21 protein-coding genes are annotated in these 21,715 nt (G+C 34.2%); 5 read left to right on the forward strand and 16 right to left on the reverse strand.

What is annotated here, in order from left to right:
* Window positions 1-81 precede the first annotated feature (81 nt).
* From spt to E0W69_RS01895, 6 genes are all read right to left on the reverse strand, one after another.
* A complete protein-coding gene (gene spt, locus E0W69_RS01870; protein ID WP_131328337.1) occupies window positions 82-1,293 on the reverse strand; it encodes a serine palmitoyltransferase in 1,212 nt (403 codons plus the stop codon).
* A gap of 353 nt (window positions 1,294-1,646) precedes the next feature.
* The gene (gene rnr / locus E0W69_RS01875; RefSeq protein WP_131328338.1) at window positions 1,647-4,583 is read right to left on the reverse strand and encodes a ribonuclease R; all 2,937 of its coding nucleotides are present in this window, start codon (window positions 4,581-4,583) and stop codon (window positions 1,647-1,649) included.
* On the reverse strand, window positions 4,580-5,641 hold the full coding sequence (gene lpxK, locus E0W69_RS01880; RefSeq protein WP_131328339.1) for a tetraacyldisaccharide 4'-kinase: 1,062 nt from the start codon (window positions 5,639-5,641) through the stop codon (window positions 4,580-4,582). Before lpxK ends, rnr begins: the two co-directional genes overlap by 4 nt.
* Window positions 5,628-6,200: a 5-formyltetrahydrofolate cyclo-ligase gene (locus E0W69_RS01885; protein ID WP_131328340.1), complete on the reverse strand. Its 573-nt coding sequence runs from the start codon at window positions 6,198-6,200 to the stop codon at window positions 5,628-5,630. Before E0W69_RS01885 ends, lpxK begins: the two co-directional genes overlap by 14 nt.
* Window positions 6,201-6,202: 2 nt before the next feature.
* Entirely contained in the window at window positions 6,203-6,748 is a 546-nt protein-coding gene (locus E0W69_RS01890) for an RsmD family RNA methyltransferase (protein ID WP_131328341.1), read from the reverse strand.
* A complete protein-coding gene (locus tag E0W69_RS01895; RefSeq protein WP_131328342.1) occupies window positions 6,745-7,566 on the reverse strand; it encodes a DUF3822 family protein in 822 nt (273 codons plus the stop codon). Before E0W69_RS01895 ends, E0W69_RS01890 begins: the two co-directional genes overlap by 4 nt.
* Window positions 7,567-7,675: 109 nt before the next feature.
* Between E0W69_RS01895 and E0W69_RS01900 the strand changes: the two genes are divergently transcribed.
* The 3 genes from E0W69_RS01900 to E0W69_RS01910 all read left to right on the forward strand — a co-directional run bounded on the left by E0W69_RS01900 (window position 7,676) and on the right by E0W69_RS01910 (window position 9,458).
* Complete coding sequence (locus E0W69_RS01900) at window positions 7,676-8,392, forward strand: pyridoxine 5'-phosphate synthase (protein ID WP_131328343.1); 717 nt, start codon at window positions 7,676-7,678, stop codon at window positions 8,390-8,392.
* Window positions 8,393-8,431: 39 nt separating this feature from the next.
* Window positions 8,432-9,031: a DUF2911 domain-containing protein gene (locus E0W69_RS01905; RefSeq protein WP_225321362.1), complete on the forward strand. Its 600-nt coding sequence runs from the start codon at window positions 8,432-8,434 to the stop codon at window positions 9,029-9,031.
* A gap of 76 nt (window positions 9,032-9,107) precedes the next feature.
* On the forward strand, window positions 9,108-9,458 hold the full coding sequence (locus E0W69_RS01910) for an ArsC family reductase (RefSeq protein ID WP_131328344.1): 351 nt from the start codon (window positions 9,108-9,110) through the stop codon (window positions 9,456-9,458).
* Between the two features lie 4 nt (window positions 9,459-9,462).
* On the opposite strand, the gene E0W69_RS01915 is transcribed toward E0W69_RS01910, so the two are convergent.
* From E0W69_RS01915 to E0W69_RS01945, 7 genes are all read right to left on the reverse strand, one after another.
* Window positions 9,463-10,125: a DUF1345 domain-containing protein gene (locus E0W69_RS01915; RefSeq protein ID WP_131328345.1), complete on the reverse strand. Its 663-nt coding sequence runs from the start codon at window positions 10,123-10,125 to the stop codon at window positions 9,463-9,465.
* Window positions 10,126-10,208: 83 nt separating this feature from the next.
* Window positions 10,209-11,366, reverse strand: a complete 1,158-nt coding sequence (locus E0W69_RS01920; RefSeq protein ID WP_131328346.1) for a cystathionine gamma-synthase — start codon at window positions 11,364-11,366, stop codon at window positions 10,209-10,211.
* Window positions 11,367-11,446: 80 nt separating this feature from the next.
* Complete coding sequence (asnB, locus tag E0W69_RS01925) at window positions 11,447-13,300, reverse strand: asparagine synthase (glutamine-hydrolyzing) (RefSeq protein ID WP_131328347.1); 1,854 nt, start codon at window positions 13,298-13,300, stop codon at window positions 11,447-11,449.
* 14 nt (window positions 13,301-13,314) lie between these two features.
* Complete coding sequence (locus E0W69_RS01930) at window positions 13,315-13,908, reverse strand: acyl carrier protein phosphodiesterase (RefSeq protein ID WP_131328348.1); 594 nt, start codon at window positions 13,906-13,908, stop codon at window positions 13,315-13,317.
* 113 nt (window positions 13,909-14,021) lie between these two features.
* The gene (locus E0W69_RS01935; protein WP_131328349.1) at window positions 14,022-14,654 is read right to left on the reverse strand and encodes a porin family protein; all 633 of its coding nucleotides are present in this window, start codon (window positions 14,652-14,654) and stop codon (window positions 14,022-14,024) included.
* A gap of 90 nt (window positions 14,655-14,744) precedes the next feature.
* A complete protein-coding gene (locus E0W69_RS01940; RefSeq protein ID WP_131328350.1) occupies window positions 14,745-15,260 on the reverse strand; it encodes a DinB family protein in 516 nt (171 codons plus the stop codon).
* A gap of 1 nt (window position 15,261) precedes the next feature.
* A complete protein-coding gene (locus E0W69_RS01945; RefSeq protein WP_131328351.1) occupies window positions 15,262-16,491 on the reverse strand; it encodes a peroxiredoxin family protein in 1,230 nt (409 codons plus the stop codon).
* 86 nt (window positions 16,492-16,577) lie between these two features.
* Between E0W69_RS01945 and E0W69_RS01950 the strand changes: the two genes are divergently transcribed.
* Window positions 16,578-17,000, forward strand: coding sequence for a hypothetical protein (locus E0W69_RS01950; RefSeq protein WP_131328352.1), 423 nt, complete (start codon window positions 16,578-16,580; stop codon window positions 16,998-17,000).
* Here E0W69_RS01950 and E0W69_RS01955 read toward each other — a convergent pair.
* On the reverse strand, window positions 16,997-18,319 hold the full coding sequence (locus E0W69_RS01955) for a hemolysin family protein (RefSeq protein WP_131328353.1): 1,323 nt from the start codon (window positions 18,317-18,319) through the stop codon (window positions 16,997-16,999). The two genes, E0W69_RS01950 and E0W69_RS01955, sit on opposite strands and share 4 nt — an antisense overlap.
* Window positions 18,320-18,486: 167 nt before the next feature.
* Between E0W69_RS01955 and E0W69_RS01960 the strand changes: the two genes are divergently transcribed.
* Window positions 18,487-20,085, forward strand: coding sequence for a peptide chain release factor 3 (locus E0W69_RS01960; protein WP_131328354.1), 1,599 nt, complete (start codon window positions 18,487-18,489; stop codon window positions 20,083-20,085).
* Window positions 20,086-20,164: 79 nt separating this feature from the next.
* Here E0W69_RS01960 and E0W69_RS01965 read toward each other — a convergent pair whose 3' ends face one another.
* Window positions 20,165-20,491: a DUF4907 domain-containing protein gene (locus E0W69_RS01965; protein ID WP_131328355.1), complete on the reverse strand. Its 327-nt coding sequence runs from the start codon at window positions 20,489-20,491 to the stop codon at window positions 20,165-20,167.
* Between the two features lie 27 nt (window positions 20,492-20,518).
* Window positions 20,519-21,580 carry a Kelch repeat-containing protein gene (locus tag E0W69_RS01970; RefSeq protein WP_131328356.1) on the reverse strand — a complete coding sequence of 354 codons (1,062 nt, stop codon included), beginning with the start codon at window positions 21,578-21,580 and terminating at the stop codon, window positions 20,519-20,521.
* Window positions 21,581-21,715: the final 135 nt, after the last annotated feature.

A 21,715-nucleotide genomic window follows, 5' to 3' on the forward strand; every position in this document is an offset into this window, starting at 1 on the left:
TAAAAAGTAGGTTGGATTTAGTGTAACTAATAAAGGGAGAAACCCGAGTTTCTCCCTTTAAATTATTTGAATAGTTGCTAATTAGGATACATTTTGTTTATTAAACAAAGGAATTCCTATTTTTTTAGCATTTTTTGTTATTTTTTCTACTGCTTCATCTATTTGAGACAAAGTATGAGTAGCCATTAAGGAGAATCTAATTAAAGATGCATCAGAAGGGACACCCGGAGAAACAACTGGATTTACGAAAATACCATCATTTTGTAATTGTTGAGTCAACATGAAAGTTTTGTCATTATCTCTTACAAATATTGGGATAATAGGACTTTCTGTTTTACCTGTATCAAAACCAGCATCATCTAATAAGTTTTTAGCATAATGTGTATTACGCCAAAGATTTTCAATGTGTTCTGGTTCGCTTATAATAATATCCAAAGCTGCATCAACACTTGCTACGGAAGCAGGCGTCATACTTGCACTGAACAGCAAAGATCTAGCTCTATGTTTAAGATAATCAATGGACTCTGCATCACTAGCAACAAATCCACCAAGAGAAGCAAAAGATTTACTAAAAGTACCCATGATGAAATCAACTTTATCAGTTAATCCAAAATGAGAAGCTGTACCGGCTCCTTTATCACCGATAACGCCTAAGCTATGGGCATCATCAACCATGATAGTAGCGCCATATTTATCAGCGATTTCAGTTAAGCGTGGTAATTTAACGATATCTCCTTCCATACTGAAAATACCATCAACACTGATGAATTTTACAGCTTCCTCTGGAAGTTGGCTTAATTTATTTTCAAGATCATCAAGATCGTTATGCGCAAATTTTAATGTTTTTGCAAATGATAAACGACTACCATCTATAATAGACGCATGATCATACTCATCTAAAAAGATATAATCATTTCTGCCAACTACGCAAGAAAGGATACCTAGATTTACTTGAAATCCGGTACTAAACAACACCGCTGCTTCCTTACCGACGTATTCTGCAAGACGTTCTTCTAATTTGATGTGTATATCAAGGGTTCCATTCAAAAATCTAGAGCCTGCACAACCGCTTCCATATTTTTCTACGGCTTTCTTTGCAGCTTCCTTAATTTTCGGATGACAGGTTAGGCCTAAATAAGAATTAGAACCAAACATTAAAACTTTTTTGCCTTCTATTATAACTTCTGTATCCTGTGCAGATTCAATTGGGCGAAAAAATGGGTACAAGCCCTTTTCTCTGATAGCATTCGCTTCTTTAAAATCTGCAATCTTTTTCCTTAACTCTTTTTGCATGCAACAACTTTTAATTCACCCAAATTCGAAAATGATTTCAGATTCAAGTGCCAATATTTTAGTTGATAATTAATATTTATGCTATTATTCGCTCGCAAAAATATTACATTAAATAATTATTAACTCTATTTATAAAAAAAAATGTAAAATTTTAAACAAACAATAGGTTCAAATGTATAAATGTACGAACTTTTTGAGAAAAATGCATCTTTTTAAAATTGCTAAAGATCTCGCATCTTACACCTATTCAACTTAAACCGGCAGCAAAAGTAAGACAAATAATTTTCATTGAAATAGAAAGATGTACACAATCGAATAATCTAAAGCGTTGATTGTAATATTTATACACTATTTTATATCTTTTTTCCTGCTTTTGTTTTTACGGTTTTATTCGTTTTATTGCTTGCAACCTCCGTTTTTGGCGTTGCAATTTTTTTATTTGTTTTGTCTACTACTTTTTTAGCAGGGCTTGTTTTCTTTTCTGCTATTTTTATTTGCGAAGTAGATTTTGTTTCTTTTGTTTTTAACACTTTTGCAATTGGAGCCGCTGTTGAACTTAATTTTTTAGTAGTAGTAGGAGTTTTTTTGCTTGCTTCTTTTTTAGGAGCTGGCGCTTTTGCCACTACTTTTTTATCGGCGCTTTTTTGCTTCTCCGCTTTTTTTGTTTGCGGAGTAGATTTTGTTTCTTTTATTTTGACCGCTTTTGTAATCGCTTTTTCTTTTTCTGGCGTTGCTTTTTTGACAACTTTTTTCGAATTGATGGGTAAAGATTTTACCACTTTTTTCGTTGTCTGTTCAATTTTAGCTTTCTTAATTGGAGCTTTAGTAACTGATTTTTGGGCTAATGCCTCTTTGGATGCGGGGGCAATAATCTCTTTATTTTCAGAACTCTTTTTGCTTTTAATTATCGTTTTCTTTGAAGTAGAAGCAGATACAGTATCAATAATTGGCGTTTTCTTTTCCTTGCTAATTTTAGTTGGCGCCTTTTTCTTTTCAGTTTTATTTGCTACTGTTGATTTTTCAACTGCTTTTGTGACGGCTTTTTCAATCGGTATATTTTTAACAGAGACTTTTTGTACTGGCTTTTTGGGAAGGCTTGTTGCTTTTGCTGTATTGTCAGATACTAATTTTTTAGACTCTGTTTTAATTGTGGGTTTCTTTTTCGGATCAAATGTAGGTTTGGGTTTTGTTTTAGTCGCATTGTTAATCGTAGGAGCAACTTTATGTTCTTTAGGTAAAATATTTTCAATAGCAACCACCTTCGTCTCAGTTTGAATATTTGCGTTTGGTAACCATTCAAAATCAATTTGTCTTTTTTCCAAATTAGTCGCAACAACACGTATCCAAACGTGATCTCCCATACGGAATTTTCTACCGCTTCTCAATCCTACTAAGGCATAATCTTCCTCGATCAAATTGAAATCATCAAAATTTGCCAAATCTTTAATGCTTACTAAACCTTCACATTTTGCTTCCAAAGTCTCCACCCAAAATCCGAATGCAGAAACACCACTAATAATACCTTCCAACTTTTCACCTAAGAATTGTTGCATATATTCTACCTGCTTGTACTTATTTGCCGCACGCTCACACTCTAGAGAGGCGCGTTCACGCTCACTACAATGTTTACATTTGATCTCCATTTTTTCATCGACATTCTTTTTACCTTCCAAAATTTCCTCGATTACACGATGCACCATAACATCGGGATAACGTCTGATAGGGGAGGTGAAATGACAATAATCTTTGAATCCTAAACCGTAGTGCCCAATATTTTGAGGCGAATATGCCGCTTTTGCCATAGTACGAATCCCTAGTTGTTGCAACATCGTAGATTCTGGTTTGCCTTCTAAAGACGTCAACATTGCATTGAAACTTTGTGCAATTTTTTCAGGATTGGACGTGTCAAATTGATAACCAAATTTCTTCGCTAATGCGATAAATGGTGTCAATTTTAACTCATCTGGTTGATCATGAATACGATATGGGAATGGGATCGGCTCTTTTTTAACTTTCGTTTTTTGTGCCAATTCAGCAACGGCTTTATTTGCCAAAAGCATTAATTCTTCGATCAATTGATGTGATTCATTGCTTTCATTTACTTCAATACCGATGGGCAACCCTTTTTCATCTAATTTGAATCTTACTTCTTGTGAAGAAAAATTAATCGCTCCATGTTTAAATCTTTCTGCTCTTAAGGCTTGAGAAATGGTATTGATGGTTAAAACTTCATCTTTAAAATCGCCGTCACCGCCTAAAATGATGGCTTGTACGTCGTCATATGTGAATCTTTTATCTGAATGAATGACTGTCCTTCCGATCCAAGTTTTGGATATTTTTCCGTTGCTATCGATATTGAATACCGCAGAGAACGTGTATTTGTCTTCGTGCGGTCTTAGCGAACAAAGAAAATTAGAAATACGCTCTGGCAACATCGGGTCTACGCGATCTGGAAGATATACGGAAGTCGCTCTTTTGTAGGCTTCTTCGTCCAATTTGGTTCCAGGTTGAACGAAATGACTGACATCCGCAATATGTACTCCGATTTCAAATGAACCGCCACGTAATTTTTTGAAGGAAATGGCATCATCAAAATCTTTGGAGTCATTTGGGTCAATGGTAAATGTGGTTACTTTTCTAAAATCTTTTCGCTTTTTAAGTTCGGCCGTGGTGATTTTATCTGAAAATTTGTTTGCTTCCGCCAAAACTTCGTCATCGAATTGTACCGGAAAACCATTTTCCATCAACAAAGATTTCATCGCAATATCGTTCAAGTCTTCTTGGCTAATGACAGAAATAACTTCGCCAATTGGTTTCTTTTCATTTTCTGGCCATTTGACCAATTTGACGATCACTTTATCTTGATGTTTCGCATCTTTTATGCTACTTAGCGGAACGTAGAAATCAGGTAAGCCTTTATTTCCATCAGGAATGAAAAAGGCAAATTTGGGAGAAATCTCGATAGTTCCTATAAATTCTGATTGTTTTCTTTGCAATACGCGAGCAATTTTTCCTTCGCGTTTTCCAGTTTGTTGGTTTTGTTTTTTGATATCGACAATAACTTTGTCGCCGTTCATCGCCGTATTAAAATCTTGTGGACGGACTAAAACGTCACCACCTTCTTCTGATTTATCCAAAATGACAAAACCCATTCCGGAGCGAGTGATCTGCAAAGATCCTTTGTGCGATGAAAGGGTAGGAGTATTACGCTGTGGCGCATTGTGCGCTCGTCTTTGACTATTTCCGAAATATTTTGATCCTTTATGTTTTTTATTATTACTCTTACTCATTGATTGTTATTCAAGTGCTTGGTTATGGTCCCGATTAATTGATTTTCTTCTTGGAAAAGTATTGAGTTTTCCAATGGTAAAATGAAAAAATCAACGTGACTTTTTTGAAAGATTGACTTGTATTTTTCTAAGCGAACAGCATCTTTTTCTGTTGTCACAATAAAAGTATTACTATTTTTTCTAAGGGCAAGATATTTATCAATTAAACTTTGAATATCTTTTTCCGTAAATGCATGATGATCTGGGAAAATTTCCGTTTGTATATTATCTGAATATTGATGTAAATATTGGATAAATGGTTGAGGTCTGGCGATACCTGTCAAAGCAATTATAGTGTCTTTTTTTTCAGGTACATAAAGATTTTGGGTAAATGCATTATAGATTTTTCCATATTGCATTGTAGAAAAATGAACGGGAATATTGGGATCATAATTTATATTTTTTAGTATAGTTTGTCTTTCTTTTTTGGATAGATTTTCGGGACATTTAGTGACTATAATTTGCGTAGCCCGTCTCATGGAAGAGCGCTGATCTCTAAGTGAACCAACCGGTAAGAAAAAATCTTTGTAGTAGATATGACTATAATCTGTTAAGACAATATTTTGATCTGTTGTTACTGCTCGATGTTGAAATGCATCATCCAAAATAACGAGCGTTTTGCTATCGGCTTCTTGCTCAATTATAGCGAGTGCCTCCGCTCTTTTTTCGCAAACTATAACTTTTATATCTGGAAATTTTTTGTAGATCTGTAGTGGCTCGTCGCCAATATCTTCTGCGGTACTATTGCTATTTGCAACTATAAATCCCTTTGTTAATCTTTTATAGCCTCGACTTAATAGAATGATTTTATAATCATCTTTTAAATGACGAATGATAAATTCCGCCATCGGGGTTTTTCCCGTGCCACCAACTGCGACATTGCCGATACAAATTGTGGGAACCTTGAAGGAACTAGAATGTAATATTTGTTTGTCAAAAAGAAAATTACGAATATGAATTACGATTCCATATAGAAATGAAATGGGAAATAATACATATTTTAATTTATTGAAACGCATAAATATCTTCTGGAGTTATACAAAAATCCAAAGGTATATCATTTGAATTTCTATCATCTATTTGATCAACTGGCGCAAAAAAACTTACGCCAATTTTTAAAACATCTTCTCGACATTTTTGAATAAAACGATCGTAAAAACCTTTGCCATAACCGACTCTGAAGCCTTCTGTATCAAAGGCTAATAGTGGAACAAATATCAAATCAATCTCCTCCGGTGCAATTATTTTTCCTGTTGTAATTTCGGGTATGAAATAATCATTTAACTGAAATTCGGATTCCTCTTCTTCCAAAATCGCTTCCATACTGTTATCCGAAAAATTGCTTTTCGGATAACAGACATTTAACTCTGGAAATTGCATTTGCAAATAACGAACTAGATTTTCTACATCTATTTCGTTTTGCTGTGATATCGGTTGATAGGAGAGAATCGTGTGAATATTTTCGAAACCTAATTTTTGAAATTGAATTAACAGGAGATCTGTTTTTTTCAAAATATCACTATGAGATAATTGTGCTCTTAAACCTTTGTATTCCTTACGTATCGCAGTCTTTAGCATTTCTATTTCTCCACTCTTTCGAAAAATGAAAATATAGTCGTACCATAGTTTCTAGAGAAACTAAATCCTGGGTAATCTTCATAGTTATTACGTGGTGTATGTTCCAATACAAAATAACCATCTTCTGCAATTAAGTTATTTCCCACTATAATTTTGGGAATCTCATCAATTGTTCCTAATGCATAAGGAGGACCTGCAAATATGAAATCGAATGAATCTCGACATCCATCCAAAAATTGAAACACTTCTTGACGCAATACAATCGCATTGGTAACGCCCAATGTTTTCAAGTTTGTTTCAATGAAATTGTGCATCTGAGGATCTTTTTCCACTATAATTTGTTTTCCAGCACCTCTGGACGCTAGTTCGTAACTAATACAACCAGTGCCTCCAAATAAATCAAGAGTTTTAATGTCTTCAAAATCAATTCTGTTTTGTAATATATTGAAAAGACCTTCTTTTGCGATATCGGTTGTCGGACGAGTATGAGGCATTTTTACCGGTGGATTTATTCTTCTGCCACCAAATTTTCCGGATATAATTCTCATATTGAATATTTTAAAAATGGTACGTAATAATGTTCTGGTTGTTCTGTGAATTGTGCCGCATCAAAGATGTTTTTTGTCACTTCTTCTACATCAATTTTGGGAACATATTTAATCAAAGATTGATACAAAGGTGATTCGTAAGTGATTAAACCTGCAACATTTACTTGTGCATCTTCAATTTTTGTATCGAATTGTTCGCATGCATTCAAAATAAAATACACGGGATCCAAAGGCGATTGATATTGAATTCTTTTAATGAATTGAAGTTTTCCATCTTTTACTGCGGATAAAATACAATGTTCGGTAAAATATAATAGGTGAAAATTCAGACCAGATTTAGCCACACTTTTACTCAAAACTTTGGAAATGCAATCAAATTTGTGTCTGTGCTTTATTTCCTTAAAATGTGTGGATAGTGTGTCTAATGCGCTCTTATCCATTTCAAAATTGATAGAATAATCATCCGTTGTCGCTGACATTTGACGAAGATTGGCATCAAATGGAGTAACTAGATTTTGTACCCATGCTTGATCTTCCAGCGCAAATTCTGCTGGAATGAGTTGTGCATTTTCATTATCCCAAATAACAATTACTTTTTTATTAGCATCATATTTTTGCAAAAATTGAGATTGAGCCAATAAATTTTTAAACTCAATAGTAAAATCCTCCGCATTTTTAAATTGGAATAATTCAAAATTTTGAAATTTACCATCATGTTCATCTACTGTCCAGCAAGCAAATTGTTCTTTGCTGACTTCCAAATACAATTTTTGATGTTGATTTTCCCCACTATAAGTTCCCAATAGCTTCTGTATCATAATGCAAATTAAAGACAATGTAATTAAATAATGTAGTTTGATCTTATATCAAAGTGTTTATAGGTTGATCCTAATTATATTTGTGTTCCAATAAACAGGATTTGATTCGATGACTAAGTTAAGTGTAAATATAAATAAAATAGCGACGTTGCGAAATTCTCGCGGAGGTAGTCAACCTGATGTTTTGCAAGCGGCGATTAACATTCAAAAATTTGGAGCAGACGGCATCACGGTGCATCCAAGACCCGATGAAAGACATATTCGTTACGAAGATGCGCGTCAAATAAAGGAAATAATTACGACGGAGTTCAATATCGAGGGCAATAGTCAAGTACAAAAATTTATTGATTTGGTTTTGGAAGTGCGACCTGATCAAGTGACTTTGGTACCTGATGCCGATGATCAATTGACTAGCAATCATGGCTGGGATACGATTAAACATAAAGATTATTTGAAAGAAATGGTTGCTTTATTTCAAAAATCAGGAATTCGGGTAAGTCTTTTCGTCGATCCTGTGGAGGAAATGATCATTGGCGCCAAGGAAACCGGAACGGATCGAGTGGAATTATATACGGAAGGATTCGCGAAGGATTTTCTGGAAAATAAAGCCAATTCCATCCGAAAATATGTAGCCGCTGCGCAAAAAGCCAAAGAGGTAGGTTTGGGTTTAAATGCTGGTCATGATCTTGACTTAAATAATTTGGCATTTTTTTACCAAAATATTCCCTGGTTGGATGAGGTTTCTATCGGACATGCATTGATAAGCGATGCGTTGTATTTAGGTTTGGAAAATACGGTGCAGATGTATAAAAGACAATTGGTCTAATAATTGCTTAATTCAAATTCAAATATAAAAATAACCAATATGCAAAAAAATAAACGTTTCTTGTCAACTTCTAAAATCATTGCGGCGGCCGCTATTTGTTTGGGTACGCTTATGATTTCTAATAATGTAAATGCACAAAAAAAGAAGTCTAAAAAATCCACTAGCACTGAAAAGCCAAGAGAAGATAAGTCTAAAAGACCAAGTCCTCCTGCCGTTGTGAGTCGTGAGTTGGCTAATGGTACTAAAATAACAATCGATTATAGTCAACCGTCCTTAAAAGGGCGTACTCCAGGTGTCGATGTAGAGCCAAAGGAAGATACGGTATGGCGTGCAGGAGCAAATGAAGCTACCATATTTGAAGTAGACAAAGATGTTACTATCAATGGTCAAGCATTACCAGCGGGTAAATATGCCTTTTATGTTTTAAAACATGGTGTTGAGTGGACTTTGATTTTTAATAAAGTTTGGAATACTTGGGGGACTAATTATGAAAAAAATAAAGATCAAGATGCTTTGCAAGTAACCGTTGAGCAAGAAGAACCAATCGCTCCATCTGAAAAATTAATTTATACGATTTCTAAAGATGGCAAGGTAAGTTTGCTTTGGGGTGCTGAATTGATCACATTCAAAGTCGATTAAACTTTTCATTTACATTATATTTGGGGCAATTATTCAGTTAATTGCCCTTTATTTTTTAGTTAAAATTTGAATAAAAATGTACACTCTATACGGCATCAAAAATTGCAATACAGTCAAAAAAGCAACTACTTGGTTGGCGGAAAATAATATCCCGTTTGAATTTCATGACTATAAAAAAAGTGGAATTACTGCAGCAAAATTAAAAGATTGGATTAGTCAATCTTCATGGGAAACTTTAGTAAATAAAAAAGGTTCGACTTGGCGTATGTTAGACGATACAACAAAAGAAAAAGTAACGAATGCCAAAGCTGCGATTGAATTAATGCAAGAAAAAACAAGTGTAATCAAACGCCCTTTGATCGAAAAAGATGGAAAAATCGTAACGATTGGATTTGATGAAAATGAGTTTTCGGATAAATATAAATAACTATTTAACCACCTAAGCCAGCGATAATATTGATCGTAATGGCGATAATAACCATATTATAACCAAAAGAGATTAGGCTATGCCATAAGGTCAGACGTCTAATTTTTTTGCTTGTAATACTGATATCTGAAACTTGGAACGTCATTCCTAATACAAAAGAATAGTAAGCAAAATCTAAAAAATCAGGTTGCTTCTCATCGCCTGGAAACTGCAAACCGCAATCAGGAAGATTTTGCTCATTGTCATAGTATAAATGCGCATAGCGCACTGTATATACCGTGTGCAACATATTCCAAGAAAGTAATAAGGTAAATAACGTTAGACTAATGGGAATATATTTCGATTGATGTGGCACGTTAGTACTGATAATCAACATAAAAACGCCCAGCAGACTTACAAATACAATGATCATCACTAGCGTAAATAATATAGTCCGACTATTATCTTCTTTTTTCGCTTCTTTTTTAATTTGACTTGTGGGAGTTTTGTAAAAACTAATCCAATACAGACTTAAATAAATGAAGCAAAATATATCCCAACTAAATAAAATATGCTGCATTTCCGAAAATGCAGGAATTGGTATAAACATGCCGATGGCTCCTATTAATAAACATAGTAACAATTTAGTGTATGAGTGCGTTCCATTATGCCAAAAATACTTTTTCAAATCGTAATTTTTTTAAATATAAACAAAAAATAAAGGTTCGACTTTTTCAAGTGAACCTTTATTAAAATATTAAATATAGAAATCTATCCGTTGATTGCTTGATCCAAATCTTTGATCAAATCTTCCGCATCCTCAATACCGATACTTAATCTAATCAATCCATCGTTCAAGCCATTTTTGATACGTTCTTCTCTTGGAATAGAGGCATGCGTCATTGTCGCAGGATGATTCATCAAGGATTCCACACCACCCAAACTTTCCGCTAGTGTGATTAATTTAGTTGAACTAAGCACTCGTTTTACCTCTTCCCAACTATCATTTTTCAATTCAAAACTTACCATGCCACCAAATCCACGCATTTGTTTTTTAGCAATTTCATATCCGCTATGGTCTTCAAAGCCACACCAATGCACTTTGGAAACTTTGGGATGTTGGCGTAAGAAATGCGCAATTTTTTCCCCATTTTCACAATGTCTTTGCATGCGTAAATGCAAAGTTTTGATACCACGTAAAACTAAAAAACAATCTTGAGGACCTGGAACACCGCCGCTAGCATTTTGATAAAATTGAATTTTATCATTCAATTCCTTATCGTTGACAACTACAGCACCCAATACTACATCACTGTGGCCGCCCAAATATTTTGTCGCAGAATGTACAACGATATCAGCTCCTAGCTTGAGTGGATTTTGTAAATAAGGTGATGCAAATGTATTATCTACACAAAGTAGAATATTGTGTTTGTTGGCAATAGCCGCCACTTTTTCAATATCCGTAATATTCAAAAGAGGATTTGTTGGCGTTTCAGACCAAATCAATTTTGTTTTGTCCGTAATTGCATTTTCAATATTTTCCAAATTTTGGAAATCTACAAAATGAAATACTATACCATATTTCGCAAAAACTTTAGTGAAAAGTCTATAAGTGCCCCCATACATATCATTGGCTGCAATGACTTCATCTCCTGGAGAAAGCAATCTAATAATTGCATCCTCCGCAGCCAAACCGCTTGCAAATGCTAATCCATAGTTGCCATATTCTATCTCTGCCAATGCCTTTTCTAGTGCGGCACGTGTAGGATTTCCCGATCTTGAATATTCATATCCTTTATTCACACCTGGCGCAGGTTGCGCGTAAGTGGATGTTTGATAGATCGGCGTCATAATCGCGCCAGTCGCTGGATCGGGCTCAGTGCCTGCATGTATATAAAGTGTACCTATTCCGTGTGTATTCTCTGACATATTCTACAATTTGAAGTGCCAAAAGTAACGAATGTAAAAAGAATATCCTATTGAATTTGTAGAATTAAGAATATTTAAACTTAAATGAAAAAGGAACTATTTAAAATTTTCCAATCCAAATTATTCGTACTATGTGCATCTGCGGATGGTAAATGCGTTTGTAAAATTTTGGGTTGAAATATTTTTTCTTGTACTAATTTTTCTTTTGCTGCGAATAGTAATCCTTGCATCGGATCAGATTGTATCCATTGCTTTTGTGGAGGTTCGTAACCGATTTTGCCCTTTTGCCATACTATATTTTCGGGTAAAATATTATCGACTGATTTTCTTAAAATACTTTTTGTAAATCCATTTTGAAATTTAAGATGGGAGGGAAGGGTAAATAAAAATTCCACCAATTCGTGTTGCAAATAAGGTAATCTTACTTCTCGTGACCATGCCATGGAATTTCGATCGGCATAACGTAAAAGCTCTTCCAATCCCATCCTAGCAATATTATAGTACATTAAATCTTCTGGACGAAAAATGTTGGGCTTTTCTAGTATATCCGTACTTTGGTAATGTGCTATGAATTCCTGATTAAATGGAAGCGAATTTTGAGATTTTATAGTACGATTTGTCAATTTTTTTGCGACTAAATTGGGGAATTGTGCTGCTGCATAGTTGCTCCATGTCCATTGGAATGAAGCATAATTATCTACAAATAAAGGCTTTTCTTTTTTGAATAGTTTTTTATCTGTTCTAAATAGATATTGTAAAAACCATTGAATATATTTCGAATAACCACCCAAAATTTCATCGGCACCTTGACCATCTAATAGTACGGTTACTTGCTCTTGCTGCGCTCTTTGATACACTTTGTATTGCGTGAATATGCTTGCACTTTGAAAAGGTTCTTCTTGATGATAGCAAAGATGTTGCAGTTCACTATATATGTCTGGAGCAGTTGGTGTGACTGTATAGTTACTTAATTGCAAATGATTGGAGATCTCTTTGCTTTTTTTTGATTCATCATTTGAAAATCCTGGAAATATTGCGGTAAATGTTTTGAAATCTTTTGCTCCATTTTTTTGCATTAAACTGACAATACTTGCACTATCAATGCCGCCACTCAGGCTAGCACCGAGAGTAACATCACTACGTAATCTTTTTTCGACTGAATTATTTAAAAGTAATTGAAACTTTTCGATGGCGTCTTTTTCGGAAATTTCCAAATCAGGGGCTTCGTATTTCAAACGATACCAATTACGCATTTGCACACGACCTTCTTTAGGAAAAATTTTCAAATAATGTCCTGGAGGCAAACTCAAAATATTGGAATAAAAAGTCGCCATTTTTTTGTGCGGGTTTTGTACGTATCCTAGCGAAAGATAATTTAGCATCATCGTTCCATCTAAGCTTTTGGGAACTTCGGCAGCCCAAAGCGCTTTCATTTCTGATGCGAATAGAAATTTTTCGAATCTGCCACGTTCTTTATAGTCTGCATAGTAATACAGTGGTTTTTCTCCAAATCGATCTCTTGCAACTATAATATTTTCTTCATTTGCATCGTACAATGCCAATGCAAACATTCCATCTAAATGATCTAGAAATTTAATCTTCCAATAGTCGTAAGCTGCTGGTATGACTTCCGTATCCGAGCTTGTTTGGAAGTGATAACCAACCTTTCCAAGTTCAATTTTGAGTTCCTTATAGTTATAAATTTCCCCATTAAAGACTAGTGTATAATGCAAATATTGAAATGGCTGGTTTCCTTGACTATTTTTTTCAATGATGGCCAATCTTCGATGAGCGAATCCGATTTGATGCGTATCATTGAGATAAAATCCTTCGCTTTCAGGACCTCTATGTATTAAAGAATTTGCCATGTCGTGTAGTCTAGACTCGACTACAAGTTGTGGATAAGGAGATATGATTCCGGCAATGCCACACATGGAACAAATAAATTTTAAGATGAAATATTTTTATCCAAATACTCCTGAACAAATTGTTTTAACTCAGGAAAAAATATTTGAAATTGTTGCTGTAAATATGCGTAATTATTTTCAAATAGGGGAAAAACGTCCAACTCATTGGGCAAATATTGCGCTCTATGAACCAGACCTTCAAAACTTTCTTCTATTTGTTGCGGATATCTGTAATTGAATAACCAATCTTCTGCTTCCATGTAATGAAACATTTTTTGGAATGGAATAGGCAAATCTTTTACATCATTACCAATTGAATAGTACCAACCATGTATATGAGTTTTCCATTCACTCGGACTATATATTCCTGGTTGAATCGCCAAAAAATGGTCATATGCGATATCCAAAAATGCGCTAGCGTAGAGCCGCACTTTTGGTTGGAAAATTTTTTTTGTGGCTATATTAATTGGATGTGTGTCAGTGAAATTATCAATCTGGCGGTGTAAAAGAATCCCCTTTTGTATTTCAATAGGGTATTTCAGATATTGTTTTCCTCTTACGAAATCTCCAATCATATTTCCAATCAAAATTTCCGTATGATCAAAGGAAAGATAAGCGTGTGCGAGTAGATTCATTCTACAATTTACATTCTTATTAGTAAAAATAAACCTAAAGTTTGTCAATATATGGTAATGAAAAAGCCTAAACATCTCTGCTCAGGCCTTCACGTGTGCGTATGAAAAAAAACTTAAAACGTGTAGAAAATGGATGCAACGATAGATCTATTTTTCATAGATTTATTTCCGTTATTTGTTTCATCTTTAACGATGTTGCTTAGCCCATATTGATATTTAGCTCCAATGCCAAATTTCTTATTCATGAATGGTAATCTATATTCTGCACCACCTACAGCTGTAAATCCTGATGATTTAAAATTGTCTTTAATTTTCGTACTTGAACCTCCAATATTTTTTGAGGCATCTAATAATATATCGTATTGCGGACCTGCTAATAAGGTGAAATCAGAATGTGTGAAAGTATAGCGAGCCAATACTGGAATCGTGAAATAAGATGCGGTAAAATTTACATTAACGTTGTAGCTGGTATTAAAAAAATAACCAGTGATATTTGATCCTAGTCTTTGATAATTCAAAGATGGTTGGATCGACCAATTTTTATCAAATGGTAAATTGAAAAAAGCACCAAATCCAAAGCCTGATTTGCTAGAATAGTTTGTACTACCAGATGTAGTGTTAGATGAAGAACTCGAAATAGTAGAATTGATATAGCTGCCACTTAATCCAAATTCTACATTGTTTTGACTATAGCTTTTGCTAATACCGAAGGCAATTAAAGCCGATAGAATGATTTTTTTTACCATTTTAAAAGGATATGTTTCAGAATTGTAATCTGTAACTCAAAGATGTTACATTTAAAATTGTTAATGTATTTGAATAGATAAAAGTAAGAATTAAATGGATAAATCTTTGTCTTTTAATATTTTAGAAGTTACCAATATTTGACCAATGTGTCTCATTGTATGTTCCGCCGCGTGAAATAATAAACCGATTGTAGTTGTGGGTATTTTATTTCTGCCAACATACCTTGATTCGGTAAAGGTGGAAATTGGGTAAGATTTATAATGCTCAACTGTATTTTCAATACTGTTTATTGTATTAGAAAGTAGTTTGTCTAATTGTATATCTTCTATAAATTCTTCCTTTGACAAATAGTCCAATTGATTCTCATCGAGCATCTTTCCATCTGCATACGTCAATAATCTGTCAAGAAAGCCCGAAATATGTTTTAAATGAAAACCAATGGAAGCGCAACCTGCTGGTTTTGTCCATAGTTTAGATTCAGGAAAATCATTTAAATAAATAGATAATTCTTCTTTTGCTTCCAGCAAAGCATTAGCAGCTGGTTGTAAAATAGGATCTAAATTTTCTATTTTTTCGTTTCTTAGCCAAACTTCTGTGCGCCCCATTTTATTTCAAGAGTTTATCAATTTTTTCATCAAATTCTTTTACAAATTTTGTGTAGTATTCGCCAGTCCCAGGCCCTTCAAATCCAGTATCAATAAAAGCAACTTTGCCTGTTTTATCCAAAATGATCGTACTAGGAAACATTTTTATATCAGTTAATTCGGGTAAGGTTTTTTCTGTACGTTTTGGATCCGCAACACTCACGCCAGTGATCAACATCGGATATTGTACATCAAACTTCTTTTGGAATTTGGTCAAACTTTTCACTGATCTTTCATAGTCTGTTGTGTATTCGTACGCCAATCCTATAACTTCCACTCCACGAGCTTTATTTTTTTTATAAAAATCACTTAAAAAAGCCGTTTCATCCATACAATTGGGACACCAACTTCCCATTAAGTCAATGATAACCACCTTATTTTTAAATTTTGGATCGTTGATAGACACTTCTTTGCCATTCAAATCTTTAAATGTAAAATTCAATTTTCCAGATTCTCCATCCTTTACATACATTTCAGAAGTATTTGGTAATTGTGGATTCAAATCTTTTTTTCCCGTAAATGCAGTCAACCCTTTGGCTCCACTTATCATATTACCCGAAATTGTTGAATCTTTAATATTAATCTTACCTGCGAAAACAAGCGCATGGACACCATCAAATGTAGAAAGCAAAATGGAATCACCACTTGTTACTCCTTCTAAAAAGCGATAATCACCAGTAGGCGTTAATATGGATCCTGTTACAATATGATTTTTCTCTTGGAATACACCAATCGCGGGACTTGGTTTATTGTCATCATTAGAAAAATTCAAAGCCCATTTTCCACTCGCATTTACAGCATTCGTAGTCGTGGTATAAGGAAATCTTTTGGAAATCTTGGCCGTTGCCGTAAATGGGATCTTTGTTTCAGCGGAAATACCATTACGAACCCAATCGCCTTGCAAACTATCTTTATTGATAATCTTTAGTCGAAAAAAGGATTCAAATACGGGCATATGCACAATTAGAGAATCGCCTTTGGATTGAATATCGGTCGTTTTTAAGGACTCTTTTCCATTGATAAAAGAAAACGTCGTTTGGTTTTTAACTTTGGAAATGGCTAATGTAAATACAATATTTTTTCCATCTTCTCTATGAATAGCGGCATGCCATTTGCCCGGAGTTAAATCATACGCATTGGATTGCAATGAAAAACCTATTAAAAGTAGAAATATTCCTAAAAAAGCCTTCATGTGTATCTAAATTTTTAAAAAATGATTTATTTCGTGTTATCTGTATAATTAAAAGTCTACAAATATAGTTGACTTATATAAATATTATGTTTAAATGCCTCTTAAATAAATATGTAGCAACGCTTTTGTTCGCTTTTTTCCTTTCCAAATATAGTGATGGGCAAGTAAAAGAGTTTAAAGATATTGCATTTCATTTGTACACCGATAGTTTGAAAAAAGGAGTTCAAAATTATATCAATGTTGATGGATTGCAAGCTGATGGGCATTGGTTTCCATTGGATACGACTTTGATATCTTATAGTTCGAGTGGAGGTAGGTGGGAGCAGAATAACTTGATCATTCCGACGGATTATAAAAAGGATTCGGTTGTAATCAAAGTTTTTTTGTTAAACCAACCTATCATGACGCAAACAACAACTATTTATATAAAGAAAAACCCCGATCCGACAGTTCTACCAACGCAACAAGATATTTTGGATAGTTATAAAAAAAGAAAAAGAAGAAATTAATTTTCTTCTTTTTCTTTCTCTTCTAAAGGTTCTAATAATTTTAATAAAACCCGTTCGACAGAACTTCTGTACATTTTTAAAATGATCATTTCATAACCTTCTAATTCTAATCTTTCACCTTCAACAGGGACAGAACCATGATGATATGTTATGAGGCCTGATAATGTACTATAATGATCGTCTGTAGGTAAAGCTAATGGTAAAAATTCGTTGATGTCGTCAATGGATTGATGTGCCAAAACACTGAAAGTACCGTCTGCTTGTTTCTCCACAATAGGCAATTCCGCATCGTGTTCATCTTGAATATCCCCTACCAATTCTTCCAAAATATCCTCCATCGTAACGATGCCCGCAATGTCACCATATTCATCGGTTACGATGGCCATTTGATTATGATCTTTTTGGAAAGTTTTTAATAAGTCTTTGATTTTCATACTATCCGGTATGTAAAAAGCCGGGCGCAACATTTTGCGAACATCTTCACTTTTGTTCAGATGAAGCGATTGCAACATATCTTTTACGTATAAAATCCCAATCACATTATTCAAATCATCTTCATAAACTGGATAACGAGAATACCCTTCTTGGGTCACATAATCAATGATTTTGGTAAATGGTTGCTTGATATCAATAGCGGATATTTCTTTACGATGTACCAAAATTTCGCGCACGCGACGCACATCAAAATCAAATACATTTTGAATCAATTCAATTTCAGAATCTTCCATGACACCACTTTCACCACTTTCAGAAATGATCAATTTAATCTCTTCTTCTGTATGAGATTCTTGTTCTTGCGCTGGATTAATTCCCAAAAGTCTCAAAACGCCATTTGCCATTTTATTTAACAACCAAATAAATGGTCGAAATATGAAAAAGAATGCTTTTAGTGGCATGGCAATGACCAAAGTGGTATTTACCGCCTTTCTAATAGCGATAGATTTGGGAGCTAATTCTCCAAAAACTATATGCAATGTGGTTATTAAAATGAATGCAATAGGTACGGAAATTTTATGGATTATTTCCATACTTAAATTGAAATGGAAAAGATGAATGGCTCTCAAAATGATTTCTGTCATTACATCTTCACCAACCCATCCAAGACCAAGAGAGGCAAGGGTTACCCCCAACTGCGTAGCGGCCAGGTAATTATCCAAATTACCAACGACTTGTTTAGATGCAGATAAAAGTTTAGGAGATGCTTTAGAATTGGTATCAGAAAGCTGGGTCACACGCACTTTAACAATGGCAAACTCTGCTGCCACAAAAAAACCATTCAACAATACTAAAAATATTGTCAGAATTATCTCAGATGTCATTTAAATTATTAACGGTTAAAACAATATTACAATAAAATTGGAATAATTGAATGTTTTTAAATAATTAATATTCAAATAGAAAGGATTGCAAGCATTTTTCTTGAATCCTTGCGGCTAAAATGCTTATTTTTGCAAACTTTAAAATTTGAAGTTCCGATATTAATTATATGAAATACGACAAAGAAATCAATAAGCGCAAAACCTTTGCCATTATCTCTCACCCCGATGCCGGTAAAACGACCTTAACCGAAAAATTCTTATTATTTGGTGGGGCAATCCAAACAGCGGGAGCGGTAAAAAGCAATAAGATTAAAAAAGGTGCGACAAGTGATTTCATGGAAATAGAAAGACAACGTGGTATCTCTGTAGCGACGTCTGTAATGTCATTTGAATACAAAGATTTCTTAATCAATTTGTTAGATACGCCGGGACACAAAGATTTCGCGGAAGATACTTACAGAACCTTAACCGCTGTAGATAGTGTTGTATTGGTGATTGATAGCGTCAATGGGGTAGAAGACCAGACACGTAGATTGGTGGAAGTTTGTCGCATGCGTAAGACGCCCGTAATCGTTTTTATCAATAAAATGGACCGAGATGGTAAAAATCGTTTCGATTTATTGGAAGAAATAGAAGCAGAGTTGAAATTGAATTTGCATCCAATGACTTGGCCAATTAATAGTGGTAAGGATTTCAAAGGTGTGTATAATTTGCGTAATAAAAGTTTGCGCTTATTTGCTGCAAATACCAAAGCGGATGATGAGGATTTAGTTGAAATTGAAAACTTGAGTGACCACACTTTAGAACAAAAAGTAGGAGAGGCTGATGCCAATATTTTGCGAGAAGATGTAGAATTGATTGATGGTGTTTATGGCGATTTGGATGAAAAGGCATATTTAGATGGAGACATCGCTCCTGTATTTTTTGGTAGTGCGATAAATAATTTTGGGATAAATGAGATGTTGGATACATTTATCGAGATTGCGCCTGGACCATTACCACGCGAAACAACAGCTCGTGAAGTATTTCCAAATGAAGAAAAATTAAGTGGATTTGTATTTAAAATCCATGCTAATTTGGATCCAAAACATAGAGATAGAATTGCATTTTTGAGAATTTGTAGTGGTGTATTTGAAAGAAATAAGTATTATCATCACGTTCGTTTGGATAAAAATCTTCGTTTTAGTACACCTTATACTTTCTTAGCTCGTAGTAAGGATATTGTAGAAAATGCATATCCTGGCGATGTCGTTGGTTTATTTGATACGGGTAATTTCAAAATAGGAGATACCCTTACAGAAGGGGAAGATTTTTACTATACTGGAATTCCGTCCTTTTCTCCAGAAATATTCAAAGAGTTGGTCAATAAAGATCCAATGAAAACAAAACAAATGGAAAAAGGTGTAAATCAATTGACTGATGAAGGTGTGGCGCAATTATTTACGCAATTTGGGGGAAATAAGAAAATAATTGGTTGTGTAGGTGAATTACAATTTGAAGTAATTCAATATCGCCTTTTGCATGAATATGGTGCATCTGTAGAGTTTAGAACTTTACCATTCTTTAAAGCATGTTGGCTAACTTCTAAAGACAACAAAAAATTAGAAGAATTTTTACGATTCAAACAAGCAAATTCTGGAGAAGATAAAGATGGATTGCCTGTATATCTTGCACAAAGTCAATGGTTTTTGGATACTGAAATTAGCAATAATCCAGATATTCAATTTCATTTTACAAGTGAAATACATAAGAGCGAATTGGCATAATCGTTCAATTCGCTTTCAAATAAAAAAGTCCTGCGTATATATATTCGCAGGACTTTTTTTATACTAAAATCTTAATATTTTATTTTTCCAAGACACCAAGCCTAACTAAATCCATAGAATCCAAACTAGGTAATTTGTTTTCTTTCAATTTTTCCACAACCAATTGTCCTGTTTTTAGTGCGTCATCTTCAGTTTTAAATGGACGTTGACCTGAAATAGAGGGAATGAAATATTGTTTAATAAAAACATTCGTATCGCTTACAACTTCATAGCCCCAACCGTTAGGCACTTTGACGGATCTAACCTTAACAAAAACTTCTCCTTCATGAGAGGGAGAAGTTTTTGTTTTTTCTTTACATCCAATGCATATCGCAATTGGAAATAAAAATATGAATAACTTTTTCAATTACTTGATTACTATTGTTTATTAGTATTAGTTAACATCATCATTGCTATCATAACTTTCATTTGGATCGAATTGACTAAAATTATCCAAAATATTACTAGAACCATTCAATCCTGTTCCGACTAAACCTATACCTTGGACAGTGAATCCAACGGCCCCAATTCTTGAAACTCTCTGATATGGAGTTCTTCTTTCCCATTGGTCTTGAGTAATATGATAAGCCCAAGTTTTTAAAGTTGCACTACCGTTTATTTGACCAACTGTAAGATATGCGTATTCTCCAATAACAAATGCTACTGCATGATCTCGAGCAATATCAGTATAGTCATCATCAAATGTTTCATCAGAATTTGCATTACGAATTAATCTTTTTGCAGACCAATCTGAACCATTAAATCTATACATATCATATGAGTCTGTTCCTGCTCCAGACATACCAGTAACAACGAATGCTGCAGTGTCATTGCTTGTGAAAGCAACAGCACCATATCTTTTATCTCCAGGGTAATTTACTGATTGAGTCCAAGAATCTGAAGATGGATCATATTCGTATATATCACTGTACAATTGATATAAATCTCTACCCGTTCCCATATAACCTTTGCCATTTAAAGCAAAGCCAATAGCTTCCCCTCTTGCACCACCTATAAAATCAGCCTTTCTTGTCCAGAGGTTCGTAGCTGTGTCATAACCATAAAATGTATTGTTATAAACTCCTGTAGAATCATTATATCCAGTACCAATATATCCAACACCTCCGATTGCAAAAGCAGCTGCCATATATCTACCTTGATCTTTCATATCAGCAACCTGCGTCCAAGATCCTAAACCGCCATTTGCAGAGATATCCAATTTCCAAAAATCAGATAAGCGCAAATTATTAGCTGCCGATCCTTTACCAGTTCCAACATAGGCATAATTACCTATTACAAAAGAAACTGCATATGCTCTTACTGGACCACTAATACTAGTTTTTTTAATCCAGTTTCCTTCTGTCTCACTACCATAAGTTGAAGAAGATTTGTTACATGATGCAAGTGCTAAGAATAGACTTGCAACAGCGAAAGCAGAAAAGATACGTTTACTCATAAATTAAAATAAAAATTTTGCCTAAAATAGGCATGAAAATTTTACAAAAATGTTAAAATGTAAAATAAATAAATGTTAAGTTAAACAATTTAATAAAATTCAATATCTATACATTCAAAATTGAATACATAGAAC

Origin of the sequence: Rhizosphaericola mali, from assembly GCF_004337365.2 — a bacterium.
GTDB classification, from domain to species: domain Bacteria; phylum Bacteroidota; class Bacteroidia; order Chitinophagales; family Chitinophagaceae; genus Rhizosphaericola; species Rhizosphaericola mali.

Excerpts from the sequence above, each read along its gene's own strand:
- lpxK (WP_131328339.1), bottom strand. The coding sequence starts at position 5,641 with ATGCGTTTCAATAAATTAAAATATGTATTATTTCCCATTTCATTTCTA.
- E0W69_RS01900 (WP_131328343.1), top strand. The coding sequence starts at position 7,676 with ATGACTAAGTTAAGTGTAAATATAAATAAAATAGCGACGTTGCGAAAT.
- E0W69_RS01955 (WP_131328353.1), bottom strand. The coding sequence starts at position 18,319 with ATGACATCTGAGATAATTCTGACAATATTTTTAGTATTGTTGAATGGT.
- E0W69_RS01885 (WP_131328340.1), bottom strand. The coding sequence starts at position 6,200 with ATGCTAAAGACTGCGATACGTAAGGAATACAAAGGTTTAAGAGCACAA.
- E0W69_RS01940 (WP_131328350.1), bottom strand. The coding sequence starts at position 15,260 with ATGGGGCGCACAGAAGTTTGGCTAAGAAACGAAAAAATAGAAAATTTA.
- E0W69_RS01920 (WP_131328346.1), bottom strand. The coding sequence starts at position 11,366 with ATGTCAGAGAATACACACGGAATAGGTACACTTTATATACATGCAGGC.
- rnr (WP_131328338.1), bottom strand. The coding sequence starts at position 4,583 with ATGAGTAAGAGTAATAATAAAAAACATAAAGGATCAAAATATTTCGGA.
- E0W69_RS01970 (WP_131328356.1), bottom strand. The coding sequence starts at position 21,580 with ATGAGTAAACGTATCTTTTCTGCTTTCGCTGTTGCAAGTCTATTCTTA.
- E0W69_RS01935 (WP_131328349.1), bottom strand. The coding sequence starts at position 14,654 with ATGGTAAAAAAAATCATTCTATCGGCTTTAATTGCCTTCGGTATTAGC.
- asnB (WP_131328347.1), bottom strand. The coding sequence starts at position 13,300 with ATGTGTGGCATTGCCGGAATCATATCTCCTTATCCACAACTTGTAGTC.
- E0W69_RS01950 (WP_131328352.1), top strand. The coding sequence starts at position 16,578 with ATGTTTAAATGCCTCTTAAATAAATATGTAGCAACGCTTTTGTTCGCT.
- E0W69_RS01890 (WP_131328341.1), bottom strand. The coding sequence starts at position 6,748 with ATGAGAATTATATCCGGAAAATTTGGTGGCAGAAGAATAAATCCACCG.
- E0W69_RS01895 (WP_131328342.1), bottom strand. The coding sequence starts at position 7,566 with ATGATACAGAAGCTATTGGGAACTTATAGTGGGGAAAATCAACATCAA.
- E0W69_RS01905 (WP_225321362.1), top strand. The coding sequence starts at position 8,432 with ATGCAAAAAAATAAACGTTTCTTGTCAACTTCTAAAATCATTGCGGCG.
- spt (WP_131328337.1), bottom strand. The coding sequence starts at position 1,293 with ATGCAAAAAGAGTTAAGGAAAAAGATTGCAGATTTTAAAGAAGCGAAT.
- E0W69_RS01960 (WP_131328354.1), top strand. The coding sequence starts at position 18,487 with ATGAAATACGACAAAGAAATCAATAAGCGCAAAACCTTTGCCATTATC.
- E0W69_RS01910 (WP_131328344.1), top strand. The coding sequence starts at position 9,108 with ATGTACACTCTATACGGCATCAAAAATTGCAATACAGTCAAAAAAGCA.
- E0W69_RS01930 (WP_131328348.1), bottom strand. The coding sequence starts at position 13,908 with ATGAATCTACTCGCACACGCTTATCTTTCCTTTGATCATACGGAAATT.
- E0W69_RS01945 (WP_131328351.1), bottom strand. The coding sequence starts at position 16,491 with ATGAAGGCTTTTTTAGGAATATTTCTACTTTTAATAGGTTTTTCATTG.